This is a genomic window from Corynebacterium pelargi, from assembly GCF_014635485.1.
GTDB lineage: Bacteria > Actinomycetota > Actinomycetes > Mycobacteriales > Mycobacteriaceae > Corynebacterium > Corynebacterium pelargi.
In genome coordinates, this window is record NZ_BMCX01000004.1 from 236,414 (window position 1) to 250,681 (window position 14,268).

The following is a 14,268-nucleotide window of genomic DNA, read 5'->3' on the forward strand; positions in this document are numbered from 1 at the left end:
GCCTTCATGCGCCCTCAGCTTTCTACTTACGCACATCTTTCCGCGGGCAAGGTTCGCGAAATGTACGAGATCGATGAGGACCGCCTGCTCATGGTGGTCTCCGATCGCATCTCCGCCTACGACCACATCCTGGATCCCGAGATCCCCGATAAGGGTCGCGTGCTCACCGCCATGAGCATGTACTTTTTCCACCACCTCGATTTCCCCAACCACCTCGCAGGGCCTATCGACGACCCCGCCATCCCCGAATCTGTGTTGGGGCGCGCCATGGTGTGCAAGAAGTTGAAGATGATCCCCTTCGAGTGCGTCGCCCGAGGCTACCTCACCGGCTCTGGCCTCAAGGAATATGAAGCCACCGGCTCGGTGTGCGGAGTCAAGCTGCCCGAGGGCCTGGAAGAGGCAAGCAAGCTGCCCGAGCCCATCTTCACCCCAGCCACCAAGGCTGAGCTGGGCGATCATGATGAAAACGTCACCTTCGAATATGTCGCAGAAAAGCTGGGAGAAGCCCGCGCCAATGAGCTGCGCGAGGCCACCTTGGCCATCTACTCCAAGGCCGCAAAGCTCGCTGAGGAGCGTGGCATTATCTTGGCGGATACCAAGCTGGAATTCGGCATCGACGAAGACGGCACCCTCGTGCTTGCCGACGAAGTCCTCACCCCCGACAGCTCCCGCTACTGGCCTGCCGATGGCTACGAGCCCGGCCAGGTCCAACCCAGCTTTGATAAGCAGTACGTGCGCAACTGGCTCACCAGCTCCAAGTCCGGGTGGGATATGAAGTCCACCGCCACCCCGCCGCACCTGCCAGGTTCGGTAGTGGAGGCCACCCGCGAGCGCTACGTGGAAGCCTTTGAGCGCATCACCGGCAAGAAATTCAATGAATGGATCGGTTGCTGCGTCTAAAAAACACACAGCTTAGCTCGTCCCGCCTTGATCAACGAGGCGGGACGTTAGTGTTTTCCCACCCAGGCCTTGCGTTATTTTCACGGGAAAATGCAGATAAGCGAATCTGCTACCCTTGAACGAGGTTCATTTAGGTTTATGTCTAAGTGAGTCTGGATCTTTACCACTCCCGAAGAATGGAAAGTGCGGTGTTTGGCCAAAGGGTCTTAGCAGTTCGAGCACAAGGCACGTGGCGGCAGGTAGGCCTGCCCGTCATCATCGCCTTGGTGGTACTCGCCGTGCTCCCAGCAGGTTTTAGCGCCGCAAGTGCACTGATCCTGGGCGATGGATTCGGCGAACTTTTTGGTCCCTCAAGCGCGATCGGCATGATCCTCGCGGTGGTTGTTGGCGGGCTGCTGATGATCAAAGCCTCCAACCTCTCCTGGGAAGCACTGGGTTTTAGCCGTACCGGCTGGCTCAAACACTGCCTTCTTGGCATCCTCTGTGGCTTGGTGTTGCTCAGTATCGCAGCACTGCTGATTGCGATGAGCGGCGCGGTAGCAATCTCCTGGAATTTCGAAAGCGGAATGCTCGGCCCCATCGCCATAGCATTCGTATTTTTCCTCGCCCAGGGAACCTGGGAAGAGCTGGTCTACCGCGGATACCTCATGCCGCATTTCACCCGGCGCTGGGGTGTGGTGCCTTCCATCATCATCACCTCGTTGGCGTTCGCGGCATTCCACGCCTTGAACCCCGGGCTGACGCTGCTGCCGATTGCGAACCTGATCATTTTCGGCTTCGTCTTCGCGCTCTTTTATTTCCGCACCGGCAACATGTGGCTTGTGGGTTTCGCCCACGGTGCCTGGAATTTCAGCCAGGGTTTCTTCTTCGGATCAGAGGTGTCTGGAAACCAAGTACACGCCTCCGTACTCAAGACGGTGCCCGAGCCGGGCCACGACCTGCTCTCCGGTGGCGCCTTTGGCTTTGAGGGATCAGTGGTGACCTCACTTCTTGGTTGCGCACTGATCATCTTCCTCACCATTGGCTGGCCGAAACTTCAACCGAACGCTCAAAAAAGGATTACCTAAAAGGAACACTCAATGAAGCAAACTCCCCACTATTCCCGGCCCCAGGTTGGCTGGGCGGGCGTGATCGTCGCCGTCGTTGCAAGCTTCTTAGCCGTGCTCATCCCCGTGAGCGTGAGCAAGATGCTTCCTCCGGTGGCAGAAAGCAACCCATCCAGCGATGTGGTGCTAGGCAACGAAGATGCCTGGCAAGTCAAGATGACCCAGGCAGATGGCGAGCCATTGCGCTGCCACAAAACTTCCAAGGGACTGCTGCAAGGTTGGGACTGCGATGGCACCCTAGTGCTCAAACACACCATTGCAGAGTACGAGGATCCAGCGCTGGCTATCCGCAGAATTATACGGGGCGCCACCTACTCCGAGTTGCCTGAAGGCAAGGTGGAAAATCGCAACGTACAAACAGTCGTACGCCTTGATCGTGAAGAAGCCCACGCTATTGATCCTGAACTCGCAGACGATGCTCAAATCACTGGCCTGCTCGTACCTCGCCCGGACGGCCTTGAAGGGTATAGCCCGGTGGTTTTGGTGATCGGTGATCAAGACATCGCCGACGCCGTGGTGGATTCAGTGCAAGCTCAAACCGATCCGGCCCAACTCGAGCACGGGGAGAACAACAATGACTAACGCTCGCTTTGAAAATAAACCCGCACTCGTGGTGCTGATCCTCGGGTTAATCATCGGCATTCCGATTGGATTGAAATCCAGCCTTTCCATTGCGACGCATTCACCAGAAGGCCTGATCAAGGGCATTCCGATCGCGCTCGCCTACATCGCCGTGGTGTACCTCATCGTGAGAATTTCACCCGCCTGGCCAGGTCGCCCCTTGTGGTGGGTGTTCGCTGCATTCCTTTGGGGAGCAGGTTCTGCCTCAATTTTTGTCACCTTAGCTGGTAAGTACCTGATGCAGCTCATGCGCCAACTACAACTTCCAGAATTCGGCGCATCTTTGGCAGGCGCTTTACCAGAAGAGGTTGGTAAAGCCCTTGGCGTGTTCTTGATTCTGCTGGTTGCAAAGCAGATGAACCGCCCCTGGCATGGGCTGATCGTAGGTGTGATGGTTGGCCTCGGCTTCGCAGCCCTAGAAAACCTCGGCTACGGCATCGCCGGCGGTTTGATCCACCCAGTCTCGGATATGGATGGCGCTTTGGAAACATGGATTCAGCGCACCAAATTCGGCCCTGCGCTGCACTGCGTGTACACCGGCATCGCGGGATGGGGTATTGCCAAAGCAATGTTTACATCCGGTTGGTCGCGAGGAAAACGCATCGGTGTTGCACTCGCCTGGCTCTTGTTAAGCTTCCTGCTCCACTTCGCGTGGAACTCCGCCCCCGAGAACATCTACATCAACCTGCTCAAGATGGTCGTGACTGCCATTATCAGCTACGGCTTGTTCATCGTTCTCTACGTTCGTGGCTGGAAGCAGGCCAAGCGCCAACGCAGCGCATCACAGCCAGCAACCCCAACAGAACCCAGCACCCAAGCCTAAGTTTCCACTGCGCCGCTCCGGGGCATTGCACGACTGCCTGCAATTGCCCCGGGGCGGCTTTATTGTTGCTTGCTCAGAGGCAAGCCTGAATGCTGCTCATTGCCTGAGGAACCTTCGCGCCTCAAGCCCGGCACCCCCAGCAATCGGACCCCACTGGCTACGATGGTGCGCATGCTCAATCCACCCATTGCCCCCATCCATCCCAAGACCCGCACCCACCACGGCTTTGAGTTCGTGGATAACTACGAGTGGCTGCGTGACAAGGAATCGGATGAGACCATCCAGTACCTGGAGGCGGAAAACGCCTACACCGAGCAGGAAACCGAGCACCTGGCCACGCTTCGCAAGAACATCTTTGAAGAGATCAAGAAGCACACCAAGGAAACGGACATGTCCGTGCCGCAGCGCAAGGGCGCATATTGGTATTACAGCCGCTCCGTGGAGGGCAAGAGCTATGGGCTTTCTTGCCGTGTTCCCGCTGAGCTGGGCACCTGGGTGCCGCCGGTGATCGACGAGTCCACCCCGCCTGCCGATGAGCAGGTGCTGCTCGATTTGAACGAGCTCGCCGAAGGCCACGAGTTCTTCTCCCTCGGCGCGGCGTCGATAAGCGATTCCGGCAGCCTGCTGGCTTATTCCACCGACACCTCCGGCGATGAGCGCTTCACCATCCGGATCAAAAACCTTGATAGCGGCGAGTTGCTTGTCGACGAAATCCCCGACGCCTTCTACGGCGCGACGTGGGCGGGGGAGGACTACCTGTTTTATCAACGCGTGGACGAGGCCTGGCGCCCTGATTCGGTGTGGCGCCATAAGCTCGGCACCCCTGTTGAGCAGGACGTATGTGTGTTCCGTGAAGAAGACGGGCGCTTCAACGTCGGCATTGGTGCCACACGCAGCGATCGCTATCTCATGATCGAGGTGGCCTCCAAGATCACCTCCGAGGTGTGGGTGCTGGAACAAACCAACCCCGAAGGCGAATTCGAGTGCGTGATTCCGCGTGAAAAGGGCAAGGAATACGACCTTGACCACGCCATCGTAGAAGGCGAGGACTTGTGGATTATTACCCACAACTTCTCCGGCCCGAACTTTGAGGTGGCCTGGGCGCCGCTGGATCGCCCCACCGAGATGACCACCCTGATCCCGCACCGCGATGACGTGCGCATCGAAGGCGTGGATACCTACCTCGGCCAAATCGTGGTGGGCTACCGCGCAGGCGCCATCGGGCGCGTTGCGGTGATGAAGCTCGATCCTGGCTTTAGCACCTTCGAGGAGCTCGAATTTGAAGAGGAGCTCTACTCCGTGGGCTCTTCCGGCAATCCCGAGTGGGACGCACCGGTGCTGCGCATGAGCTATGGCTCTTTCACCGTGCCCGGTGAAGTCTTTGACTATGAGGTAGCCACCGGCAAACGCACCGTGCTCAAAGAGCGCGAGGTGTACCACTACAACGCCGATGATTATGTAGCCACCCGCCTGTGGGCGCAGGCCGAAGACGGCATCCGCATCCCGATCTCCCTGGTGCACCGCAAGGACCTGGATATAAGCAAACCCAACCCCACCTTGCTCTATGGCTATGGCTCCTATGAGATGTCCATTGATCCGGGCTTTTCTGTAGCGCGCCTTTCGCTGATGGATCGCGGCATGATCTTCGCCGTGGCCCATGTGCGCGGCGGTGGCGAGATGGGCCGCGGCTGGTACGACACGGGCAAGACCGTGACCAAGAAGAACACCTTCACCGACTTCATTGCCGTGGCAGATCACCTGATCAAACGTGGTGTGACCACACCAGAGCAGCTTGTGGCCGAGGGAGGCTCTGCAGGCGGCATGCTCGTTGGTGCCGTGGCAAACCTTGCCGGGGATCGCTTCAAGGCCATCGAAGCCGTGGTGCCCTTCGTGGATCCGCTGACCTCCATGCTCATGCCCGAGCTTCCACTCACGATCACCGAGTGGGACGAGTGGGGCGATCCGCTGCACGAGCAGGAGGTCTATGAGTACATGGCCTCCTACGCGCCCTATGAAAACGTCGAGGCCAAGGATTACCCCAATATCTTGGCAGTAACCTCGCTGAACGACACGCGCGTGCTCTACGTGGAGCCGGCCAAGTGGATCGCCAAATTGCGTGCCACCGCCACCGGCGGGCAGTTCCTGCTCAAAACGGAGATGGTGGCAGGCCACGGTGGTGTGTCCGGGCGCTATGAAAAGTGGCACCAAACCGCATTCGAGTACGCATGGCTTGCCAATCAGGCTGCGGGCGTGCGCGAATAAAGGCAAAGTAGGGGATATGAATTTCTTTGATATCCCCATCACCTATGCCGATGGCCGTGACTCCACCATGGCCGACTTCCAAGGCCACTGCCTGCTCATTGTCAACACCGCCTCGAAGTGCGGCTACACGGAGCAGTTGGAAACCTTAGAAGAACTCTTCCAGGACTATATGCAGCGCGGCCTGTTCGTTATTGGCGTGCCAAGCGATGACTTCCAAGAAGAGCCTTTGAGCAATAAGCAGATTGCCAAGGAATACGCCAACTATGGTGTGAGCTTCCCGCTATTGGCCAAAGGCTCTTTGGATACCGCGCTGTATAGCTACCTCATTGGGGATGGCCCTGGGATTGAGTGGAACTTTGAAAAGTTCGTGGTCTCACCCGAGGGCAAGGTGGTTGGGCGTTTTGCCCCCAGCCTGGAGCCGGATGAGATGAAGGTAATTGAGGTGCTCGAAGAGCATCTTCCGGTATAACAACAACAAACTGGGCAGTCTTTCGACTGCCCAGTTTGCGTAACCCTCTATCTCAAAAGGAAGATGCCTCATACCAATCGGCGGCTGGCTTCCCACACTCATTACGGGCTTGGCCCCTCAACCAAGTCGTTCCCGCAATGCCCTCATGGTGGGAAAACCTCTGGTATAACGTGTCCCTCAACGTGTTATACCGCGTCTCGCCGTTGGCAATTTCCGGAACTAGCGGTACAGAGTCTCGATCCTGCTAGCCGGATGAAGCGGCGAAGCTATCAAACAACCCTCTCCTTCCACATCGGTTTTGTTCCTATCGAGTCGGTCTGCATCTGACCGGCTGATGCACCCAAGTTTGGCACGGGTAATCACGCCCGGCAAGGGTGGTGTTTAGCGCTTTGACCTGCATAAATGCCGAACCTGAAGAATAGCTGGGAATCGTTGATATTTCCTGATTTACCCGCTTGAGCAGCAATGATGAATGTGCCTCAGAGCCAAAAAGGTGATGGTTGGACAAAAGTTTAAAGCTAGCTGGCAGTTTGTTTCTACTTGGCGCAAAGCCACAAACGCGCAGTTCAAGCGCCCTGCTGCGCGGTTGGGGGTAGTGCAGGCTTTGAGCTTGGATACTTCCCGGGGCGCACAGGTAACGTGTGTGGCGATGCGCCTAGATCCAAGGCGATCGCCGTCAACACTGACACTCACCATCCTTAAAGGGAGCTTTATCAACGTGGCCCGTGTAGTTGTGAACGTGATGCCCAAGGCGGAAATCCTCGACCCCCAAGGTCAGGCCGTCGTTCGTGCGCTTGGACGCCTCGGTGTTGAGGGGGTGGCCGATGTGCGTCAAGGCAAGCGCTTCGAAATCGAAGTCGATGATGCCGTGACTCGCGCAGATATTGAAAAGATGGCCGAGACCCTGCTTGCCAACACCGTGATTGAAAACTTCGACGTGATCTTCGAGGCGGCCGAATGAGCGCCAGGATCGGAGTAATCACCTTTCCAGGAACGCTTGACGACGTAGACGCTGCCCGCGCGGCCCGTCTCGCAGGTGCCGAGGCCGTCTCGCTTTGGCACGCCGATGAAGATCTCAAGCAGGTCGACGCCGTGGTCGTACCCGGAGGCTTCTCCTACGGAGATTACCTGCGCACCGGCGCCATCTCTGCGCTGGCACCAGTGATGCGATCCGTGATCGACGCAGCGCACAAGGGCATGCCGGTGCTGGGCATTTGCAATGGCTTCCAGATCCTTACCGAGGCCCACCTGCTGCCAGGCGCCCTGACTCGTAACCAAGGCCTGCACTTCCACTGTGTGGATACCCACCTGGTGGTGGAAAACAACACCACCGCGTGGACGAATACCTGCAGCGCTGGAGAGAAAATCTACATCCCCTCCAAGCATGGTGAGGGACGCTTCCAGGCGGATGCGAAGACCGTCGAAAAGCTTGAAGGCGAAGGTCGAGTGGTGTTCCGCTATACCGAAAACTTCAATGGATCCGTCAACGGGATCGCCGGAATTAGCAATGAAACCGGCCGAGTAGTCGGTTTGATGCCCCACCCAGAACACGCCGTGGAAACGCTGACCGGCCCTTCAGTTGATGGGCTCAAGCTCTTCGTTTCTGCCATCGGCTCGATCGCGGCATAGGGAAGTACTGCTATGACTCACACTTTTAATGACACGGTCGAGGCGGCACAGGCCCACCCCGATCTTGAACAGCCCTACCTTTCGCTTGGGCTCAAAGACGATGAATACGCCCGCATCAAGGAGATTCTCGGCCGCAGGCCCACCGACGCCGAGCTGGCCATGTACTCGGTGATGTGGTCGGAACACTGCTCCTATAAGTCCTCCAAGGTGCACCTGCGCTACTTCGGTGAAACCACCACCGAGGAGATGGGGTCGAAGATCCTCGCCGGTATTGGCGAAAACGCAGGCGTGGTGGATATTGGCGATGGCAACGCGGTGACCTTCCGCGTGGAATCCCACAACCACCCCTCCTTTGTGGAACCCCACCAAGGTGCCGCCACCGGCATCGGCGGCATCGTGCGCGACATCATGGCCATGGGCGCACGCCCCATCGCGGTGATGGACCAACTGCGTTTCGGTCCTGCCGATGCCCCCGATACCTCCCGCGTTCTACCCGGTGTGGTGGATGGCATTTCCCACTACGGCAACTGCCTGGGTCTGCCCAATATCGGCGGCGAAACCGTCTTCGATGCCTCCTACGCCGGCAACCCGCTGGTTAATGCCCTGTGCGTGGGCACGCTGAAGGTAGAAGACCTCAAACTCGCCTTCGCCTCTGGCCTTGGCAATAAGGTCATGCTCTTTGGTTCGCGCACCGGCCTCGACGGCATCGGTGGTGTATCCGTGCTGGCCTCCGATAGCTTCGAAGACGGCGCAGAGCGCAAACTTCCTGCCGTGCAGGTGGGCGACCCCTTTGCAGAAAAGGTCCTCATCGAATGCTGCCTCGACCTCTACAAAGCAGGCGTTGTGGTTGGTATTCAAGATCTCGGTGGCGCCGGCCTTGCCTGCGCTACCTCCGAGCTTGCAGCAGCAGGCGATGGCGGCATGGAAATCAACCTCGATGCCGTGCCGCTGCGTGCCGCCAATATGACGGCCGCAGAGATCCTTTCTTCTGAATCCCAAGAACGCATGTGTGCCGTGGTGCGCCCCGAGGACGTGGAGCGCTTCAAGGAAATCTGCGCCCACTGGGATGTCACCTGCGCCGAAATCGGCGAGGTAACCGATGGCCAGCACCTGCTCATCCGCCACCGCGGCGAGCTCGTGGTGGATGCACCCGCACACACCATCGCCCACGAAGGCCCCGTCTACGAGCGCCCCTTCGCACGCCCCGAATGGCAAGACCAGCTCCAGCAGCTCCAGCCCATGCCAAGGCCAAGCAGTGCCGAGGAATTGCGCGAAGCGCTGCTGAAGATGGTGGCCTCTCCCGCGCTGTGCTCCAGGGAGTTCATTACCAACCAGTACGACCGCTACGTGCGCGGTAATACCGTCAAGGCACAGCATGCCGATGCCGGTGTGCTGCGTATTGACGAAGAAACCGGCCGCGGCGTTGCCGTATCGGCCGATGCCTCCGGGCGCTACACCAAGCTCGACCCGAACATGGGTGCCCGCTTGGCGCTGGCAGAGGCGTATCGCAACGTCGCCGTCAGCGGCGCACGCCCCATCGCGGTGACCAACTGCCTGAACTTTGGTTCGCCCGAAGATCCCGGCGTGATGTGGCAATTCCGCGAGGCGGTGCATGGTCTTGCCGATGGTGCCAAGGAACTCGGCATCCCCGTTTCCGGCGGCAATGTGTCCTTCTACAACCAGACCGGCGAAGAAGCCATCTTGCCCACCCCTGTCGTTGGTGTGCTCGGTGTGATCGACAACGTTGAACACGCCATCGCCCACGACCTCGGCTCTGAACAAGACGAGGTGCTCTTCGTGCTGGGTGAAACCCGCGATGAGCTCGGCGGATCCATCTGGCAGGACGTCTCCGGCGCAGGGCTTTCCGGTTTGCCTCCGCAGGTAGACCTTGGCAATGAGCAGCGCCTGGCGGAATTCTTTGTGGGCAATACCGCCTTGACGGCCGCCCATGACGTTTCCGAGGGTGGCTTGGCGCAGACGCTGGTAGAGATGGCGATTCGTTCCGGCGGTGGCCTCGATGTGGATCTCTCAGGCGTGCACGAGGATGCCTTCGTGGCGATGTTCTCCGAGTCGGCATCGCGCGCAGTGATCGCTACCACCGCCGATCGCGTGGCGGAAGTAGAAGAGCGTGCACAGGCATGTGGCGTGCCCATTGCACGCATTGGCAACACCACTGCCTCGCGCACCTTGAAACTTGGCAATGCCGCTGTGAGCTTCGAGGAATCCTTAGATGAGCTCGAAGCCACCTGGAAAGCCACCCTGCCTGGGCTTTTCGGACACGCTGTTGGTGCTAACTCCGTAGTGGAGTAGCGCAGCAGCCGCAGAACCCCGGTGGTGTAAAGGCCTAGGTGGCCTGAAGTGTCACCGGGGTTTCGCATGCGTGGCAACATAGAACCTATGCTGCTTGCAGCAAGGTGTCGATGAATAAAAGGAGCCACGGATGGGTCGCAAAAACGCACCCCACACCACGTTGGAAGAACGCGTGATTGAGCGACGCCTCTTATTGGCCGATCGTGGCGTTCGACCGCTGATTCGTGGATGGTTTCACCTCTTTGCATCCCTCGCCTCGATTATCTCCGGCTCAGTGCTTTCCACCATCGCGTGGATGAAGCTGCCGCCGGTGCAGGCGCTTGGCGTCACCATCTATGCCATTGGTGTGCTGGTGTTATTTGGAGTCTCTGCCGCCTATCACCGCGGGCCGTGGCGCTCCAGCAAAACCGTGAAGTGGTGGCGTAGGGCAGACCACGCCACGATTGCGGTGTTTATCGCCGCCACCTACACCCCCTTGTGCCTGATCGCCCTGCCGGGAACGCCGGGGCTGATCATGTTGCTCATCGCCTGGATCGGCGCACTCGCCGGGGTGGTGATGAACCTGGTGTGGATCGATCACCCGCGCTGGTTGGCCGTTGCCGTGTACCTGGTGCTGGGCTGGCTCATCGTGCCGTTGATCCCGCAACTATGGAGCAATATCGGCCATCTTGTGGTGTGGCTGCTGCTTGCCGGCGGTTTGGTCTACACCGTGGGTGCTGTGGTGTATGGGCTGCGGTGGCCTGGGCGCAACGCCAAGCTCTATGGCTATCACGAGCATTTCCACACCGCCACGATCATTGCCGCAGCCTTGCACTTTATTGCCATCTGGATGGTCGTTGGTGCTGTCGCCTCCTAATAGGGCAGCGGTAGGGCGCAGCAGGGCGCAGCCGTTGGCGCAGTTGATCTTTTTGCGCCATTGATCTTTCAACGCCCGGTTACTCAAGGGGGAGTAGCCGGGCGTGCTTTTTTGGGGGTAACACTTGGCGATTAGGTGAGGGTTTCCTAAGTGATGCGCTAGATTAGGTACGGAAATAGCCGTTAGTAAATGGATTGAGGTTGCCATGCCCCCTGCGCTTCCAATGGATCAACGCCCCACCGAATCCGTGCCCGGCCACTGGCTGCTCGCCCGACTAGGCAAGCGCGTGCTTCGTCCCGGAGGGCTAGAACTCACCACCGCCCTACTTGATGCCGCACAGCTTCAAGGCAAGAAGGTCGCGGAATTTGCCCCCGGTATTGGTAAGACCGCCAAGCTGATCCTGCAACGCCATCCGGCAAGCTATATCGGCATCGATGAAGATCCCCAAGCAGTGGCGCTGAGCCAAGAAGCTATCGGTGATCAAGGCCAGATTCGCCAAGCCCAGGCCCAGGACACTGGGCTCGAGAGCCAGAGCGTGGACGTAGTGGTGGGTGAAGCCATGCTCACCATGCAAGGCGCAAAAGGGAAAAGCGCGATTATCAACGAGGCGTATAGGGTGCTCGAACCCGGTGGAAGGTATTGCATCCACGAGCTTTCCTTGCGCCCCGATGGCATTGCAGAGGAGATCAAGCAGGAAATTTCCAAAGCACTCGCCCGAAGCATCCATGTGAATGCCCGACCCCTTACGCAGTCTGAATGGCAAGCGGCGCTTGAGCAGGCTGGATTCAAGGTCATCAGCGTCAAACACGCCGGGATGGAATTGCTCGATCTCAAGCGCAACATCGACGATGAAGGGATCGCCGGAACTGCGAGGATCCTGTTCAACCTCCTGCGCATGCCAGCGGCCAGGAAACGCGTGATGGCCATGCGCAAGGTATTCCACCAGTACGCCGACTCATTGGCAGCCATTGCGATTGTGGCGGAGAAGCCGGCATGAAATCCGGCCAACAGTTTTCTCGCCAGCAGCTTTTGAGCACCGTGATCACCTCGGCTGTTGTCTCCTTCGTGGTAGCTGCCTTGCTGATCACCCTGGCGGTCCAAGCCCTACAACGCGAGGATCGCACCAGCTTGCAGGCAGACGCGAGCACTGCTGCCCAAGGCAATACGGACAAGAACGCACCCCAAAGCACCGAGCCTGAGGCAACAACGAGCAGCGAGCCTGCGCCTTCGAGTAGCACCGAGCCGCCGGATGCGGAGCAGGCCTTGGCCGCGGCCACCTCGGAGGCGACAGCGAGCCCGAGCACAGCAAGCCCGAGCAGCCAAACAAGCCCGAGCACCCAAGCAGACCCAGACGCCGAGGACGCCGAGGACGCACCGAGCGCAGCCAATAACGCCCGAGGCTGGCAGCCAACAACGCCGCTGCCTGCTAATTTCCGGGTGACGAACCCCAACCCCAGCCTGGATGAACTCAACGCGATCATCCACTTCCTTGTGGCCACACCTGCCAGCGATGAGGCCAAAGCGGCGAACCTTGAAGGTGGGCGTGCCGCGGTGCTGATTCCGCAGACCGTCTATCGCCTGGGCCTTTTCCGTGCACCGCTTGGGTGGAAAGAAGTCACAGGCCCGCTTGAGCTTGGGCAGGATAGGGCAGTGGCCACACTGATTTCCGAGTCGGCTGGGCGCCCTGGGGTGCACACCAGAATCCAATTTGTTTACCGCGATGGCAATTGGCGCCTGGCGAATGCCTCGATCTGCGAGGGCGTGCGCACCGTCGGATTGCCTTTGGAATGCCCCGCATGATCCCTGCAATCGAGGTGGAACACCTGCACCGCCGCTTTGGTAGCAAGGTCATCTTCCAAGACCTCAATCTGCGCATCAACCAGGGCAGTACCTGCGCGCTGCTCGGTGCCAATGGCGTTGGCAAAACCACACTGTTAGCCATGCTCGCAGGGGCCTTGCAGCCCAGTTCGGGCACCATCCGCATCGAGGGCCTTAACCCCAGAACGCTAGCGCAGCCCTTGCATCAGGTGGGGTTTCATTTCGATGTCGCGGCCTTGCACCCCCACCACAGCCCTCGCCGGCATTTGCAGTGGATGGCGACCGCGCTGGGCGTCGACAAGCAACGCGTAGACATGCTCATCCACCACGCCGGTTTGGAGCCCTTCGCGCAGCGTCGCCTCAAGCATTGTTCGCTGGGGATTCGCCAAAGAACCGGCATTGCCGCAGCGATGCTGGCCGATCCTCCGATTTTGCTTTTCGACGAACCCCTCAACGGCCTGGATCTTCAAGGCATCCTGTGGTTTCGCGGGCTGCTCGATGCATGGCGCGCGGAAGCGAAAACGGTGGTCTTATCCACCCACGACCTGCCAGAAGCTCAGCGCAGCGTGGATCAGGTGTGCATCATCGCCGACAAGCGCGTGCGCTACCAGGCCGGATTGGAGGAAGTGCTCGCTGCATTCGGCGGGCTTGAGCAGGCCATGATCGCGCACATCCCAGACTTGGCAAGGAGCTAGCCCATGCCCACGTTGATCCGCAATGTTCGTGCCGAGGCCATCCGCCTTGCAGGCTTTGGCCCCTGGCTGTGTTGGGTTCTGCCGCTGGCGGTGTTTGCCCCGTTGCTCATCAGCTTCACAGTCGCGGCCATTGCCGAGCGCATCGCCAAAGATAGCGCCATCTTAAGAATCCAGGGAGTCACCAGCGATAACGCCGCCTATTGGGTGGTGCACTTAGGGGTGCTGATCTGCGTCATTGGCGCCGCACTGGCGCAAACCAGCACCACCCAACTAGCCCCCGTAGTACTGCTGCATACACGGCTGCAACCACGCAGCCTGCACATCCTTTTCGCCCGCTGGTTGCTCTGCGGTGCGGTTGCATGCCTGGTGGTGTGGCTTGATATTTTCCTCTTGCTCGTACTGCTGCCCCAAGCTTTTGGGCAGGTATATGCCGGGGTGGATCTCTTTTCTTTCACCGGCGCGCGCCTGCTGTGGGCAGGCCCTGTATGGACGTGGATTGCCTGCGGCTTCGGCATCGGCCTCGGTGCGGTGCTGCGCACGCCTGCTGCCACCATCGCGGTGCTCAGTGTGTGGGCGCTGTTGATAGAAAACGCCATCGCCTTGCTGCCACACGGTGGCACGCTGCTGAAATTCATGCCCTTTCTTAACGGCACCTTCGCCACGGGCCAGGCGGTAGCCATCGAGCCTGGTTGGGGCCACAACGGCGCCCTGCTATACGTTGTTGTACTTGCGCTGCTCACCGTGGTTGTGGGTGCATTGGTGAGCAAACGTAACTAGTT

14 protein-coding genes are annotated in these 14,268 nt (G+C 59.2%); all 14 read left to right on the forward strand.

Annotated features, from left to right (window positions below):
* Positions 1-6: 6 nt before the first annotated feature.
* The 14 genes from IEU99_RS09445 (at position 7) to IEU99_RS09510 (ending at position 14,266) form a co-directional block, all read left to right on the forward strand.
* Positions 7-900: a phosphoribosylaminoimidazolesuccinocarboxamide synthase gene (locus IEU99_RS09445; protein ID WP_128889250.1), complete on the forward strand. Its 894-nt coding sequence runs from the start codon at positions 7-9 to the stop codon at positions 898-900.
* A 146-nt stretch (positions 901-1,046) separates the two neighbouring features.
* The gene (locus tag IEU99_RS09450) at positions 1,047-1,967 is read left to right on the forward strand and encodes a CPBP family intramembrane glutamic endopeptidase (protein ID WP_128889251.1); all 921 of its coding nucleotides are present in this window, start codon (positions 1,047-1,049) and stop codon (positions 1,965-1,967) included.
* A gap of 12 nt (positions 1,968-1,979) precedes the next feature.
* Positions 1,980-2,588 carry a hypothetical protein gene (locus IEU99_RS09455; RefSeq protein ID WP_128889252.1) on the forward strand — a complete coding sequence of 203 codons (609 nt, stop codon included), beginning with the start codon at positions 1,980-1,982 and terminating at the stop codon, positions 2,586-2,588.
* Positions 2,581-3,450 carry a PrsW family intramembrane metalloprotease gene (locus tag IEU99_RS09460; protein WP_128889253.1) on the forward strand — a complete coding sequence of 290 codons (870 nt, stop codon included), beginning with the start codon at positions 2,581-2,583 and terminating at the stop codon, positions 3,448-3,450. Before IEU99_RS09455 ends, IEU99_RS09460 begins: the two co-directional genes overlap by 8 nt.
* Positions 3,451-3,612: 162 nt before the next feature.
* Entirely contained in the window at positions 3,613-5,712 is a 2,100-nt protein-coding gene (locus tag IEU99_RS09465; RefSeq protein WP_128890770.1) for a S9 family peptidase, read from the forward strand.
* Between the two features lie 16 nt (positions 5,713-5,728).
* A complete protein-coding gene (locus tag IEU99_RS09470) occupies positions 5,729-6,181 on the forward strand; it encodes a glutathione peroxidase (protein WP_128889254.1) in 453 nt (150 codons plus the stop codon).
* Positions 6,182-6,899: 718 nt separating this feature from the next.
* Positions 6,900-7,142, forward strand: a complete 243-nt coding sequence (gene purS, locus IEU99_RS09475; protein ID WP_123959564.1) for a phosphoribosylformylglycinamidine synthase subunit PurS — start codon at positions 6,900-6,902, stop codon at positions 7,140-7,142.
* Positions 7,139-7,810 (forward strand): phosphoribosylformylglycinamidine synthase subunit PurQ, encoded by a 672-nt coding sequence (purQ, locus tag IEU99_RS09480; RefSeq protein ID WP_128889255.1) that lies wholly within the window; start codon positions 7,139-7,141, stop codon positions 7,808-7,810. The genes purS and purQ overlap by 4 nt, the downstream gene beginning before the upstream one ends.
* A gap of 12 nt (positions 7,811-7,822) precedes the next feature.
* Positions 7,823-10,120: a phosphoribosylformylglycinamidine synthase subunit PurL gene (gene purL, locus IEU99_RS09485; RefSeq protein ID WP_128889256.1), complete on the forward strand. Its 2,298-nt coding sequence runs from the start codon at positions 7,823-7,825 to the stop codon at positions 10,118-10,120.
* Positions 10,121-10,250: 130 nt separating this feature from the next.
* Positions 10,251-10,976 carry a PAQR family membrane homeostasis protein TrhA gene (gene trhA, locus IEU99_RS09490; RefSeq protein WP_128889257.1) on the forward strand — a complete coding sequence of 242 codons (726 nt, stop codon included), beginning with the start codon at positions 10,251-10,253 and terminating at the stop codon, positions 10,974-10,976.
* 205 nt (positions 10,977-11,181) lie between these two features.
* Positions 11,182-11,973: a class I SAM-dependent methyltransferase gene (locus IEU99_RS09495; RefSeq protein ID WP_128889258.1), complete on the forward strand. Its 792-nt coding sequence runs from the start codon at positions 11,182-11,184 to the stop codon at positions 11,971-11,973.
* Entirely contained in the window at positions 11,970-12,776 is an 807-nt protein-coding gene (locus IEU99_RS09500) for an MTB12 C-terminal domain-containing protein (protein WP_128889259.1), read from the forward strand. The genes IEU99_RS09495 and IEU99_RS09500 overlap by 4 nt, the downstream gene beginning before the upstream one ends.
* The gene (locus IEU99_RS09505) at positions 12,773-13,489 is read left to right on the forward strand and encodes an ABC transporter ATP-binding protein (RefSeq protein WP_164931130.1); all 717 of its coding nucleotides are present in this window, start codon (positions 12,773-12,775) and stop codon (positions 13,487-13,489) included. The genes IEU99_RS09500 and IEU99_RS09505 overlap by 4 nt, the downstream gene beginning before the upstream one ends.
* Before the next feature lie 3 nt (positions 13,490-13,492).
* Positions 13,493-14,266 (forward strand): hypothetical protein, encoded by a 774-nt coding sequence (locus IEU99_RS09510; RefSeq protein WP_128889261.1) that lies wholly within the window; start codon positions 13,493-13,495, stop codon positions 14,264-14,266.
* The last annotated feature ends 2 nt before the right edge of the window (positions 14,267-14,268 follow it).

Bases quoted from the DNA above. Each gene is read 5' to 3' on its own strand.
- purQ (WP_128889255.1), top strand. From the start codon at position 7,139: ATGAGCGCCAGGATCGGAGTAATCACCTTTCCAGGAACGCTTGACGAC.
- IEU99_RS09500 (WP_128889259.1), top strand. From the start codon at position 11,970: ATGAAATCCGGCCAACAGTTTTCTCGCCAGCAGCTTTTGAGCACCGTG.
- IEU99_RS09465 (WP_128890770.1), top strand. From the start codon at position 3,613: ATGGTGCGCATGCTCAATCCACCCATTGCCCCCATCCATCCCAAGACC.
- trhA (WP_128889257.1), top strand. From the start codon at position 10,251: ATGGGTCGCAAAAACGCACCCCACACCACGTTGGAAGAACGCGTGATT.
- IEU99_RS09495 (WP_128889258.1), top strand. From the start codon at position 11,182: ATGCCCCCTGCGCTTCCAATGGATCAACGCCCCACCGAATCCGTGCCC.
- IEU99_RS09510 (WP_128889261.1), top strand. From the start codon at position 13,493: ATGCCCACGTTGATCCGCAATGTTCGTGCCGAGGCCATCCGCCTTGCA.
- IEU99_RS09460 (WP_128889253.1), top strand. From the start codon at position 2,581: ATGACTAACGCTCGCTTTGAAAATAAACCCGCACTCGTGGTGCTGATC.
- IEU99_RS09505 (WP_164931130.1), top strand. From the start codon at position 12,773: ATGATCCCTGCAATCGAGGTGGAACACCTGCACCGCCGCTTTGGTAGC.
- IEU99_RS09470 (WP_128889254.1), top strand. From the start codon at position 5,729: ATGAATTTCTTTGATATCCCCATCACCTATGCCGATGGCCGTGACTCC.
- IEU99_RS09445 (WP_128889250.1), top strand. From the start codon at position 7: ATGCGCCCTCAGCTTTCTACTTACGCACATCTTTCCGCGGGCAAGGTT.
- IEU99_RS09455 (WP_128889252.1), top strand. From the start codon at position 1,980: ATGAAGCAAACTCCCCACTATTCCCGGCCCCAGGTTGGCTGGGCGGGC.
- purL (WP_128889256.1), top strand. From the start codon at position 7,823: ATGACTCACACTTTTAATGACACGGTCGAGGCGGCACAGGCCCACCCC.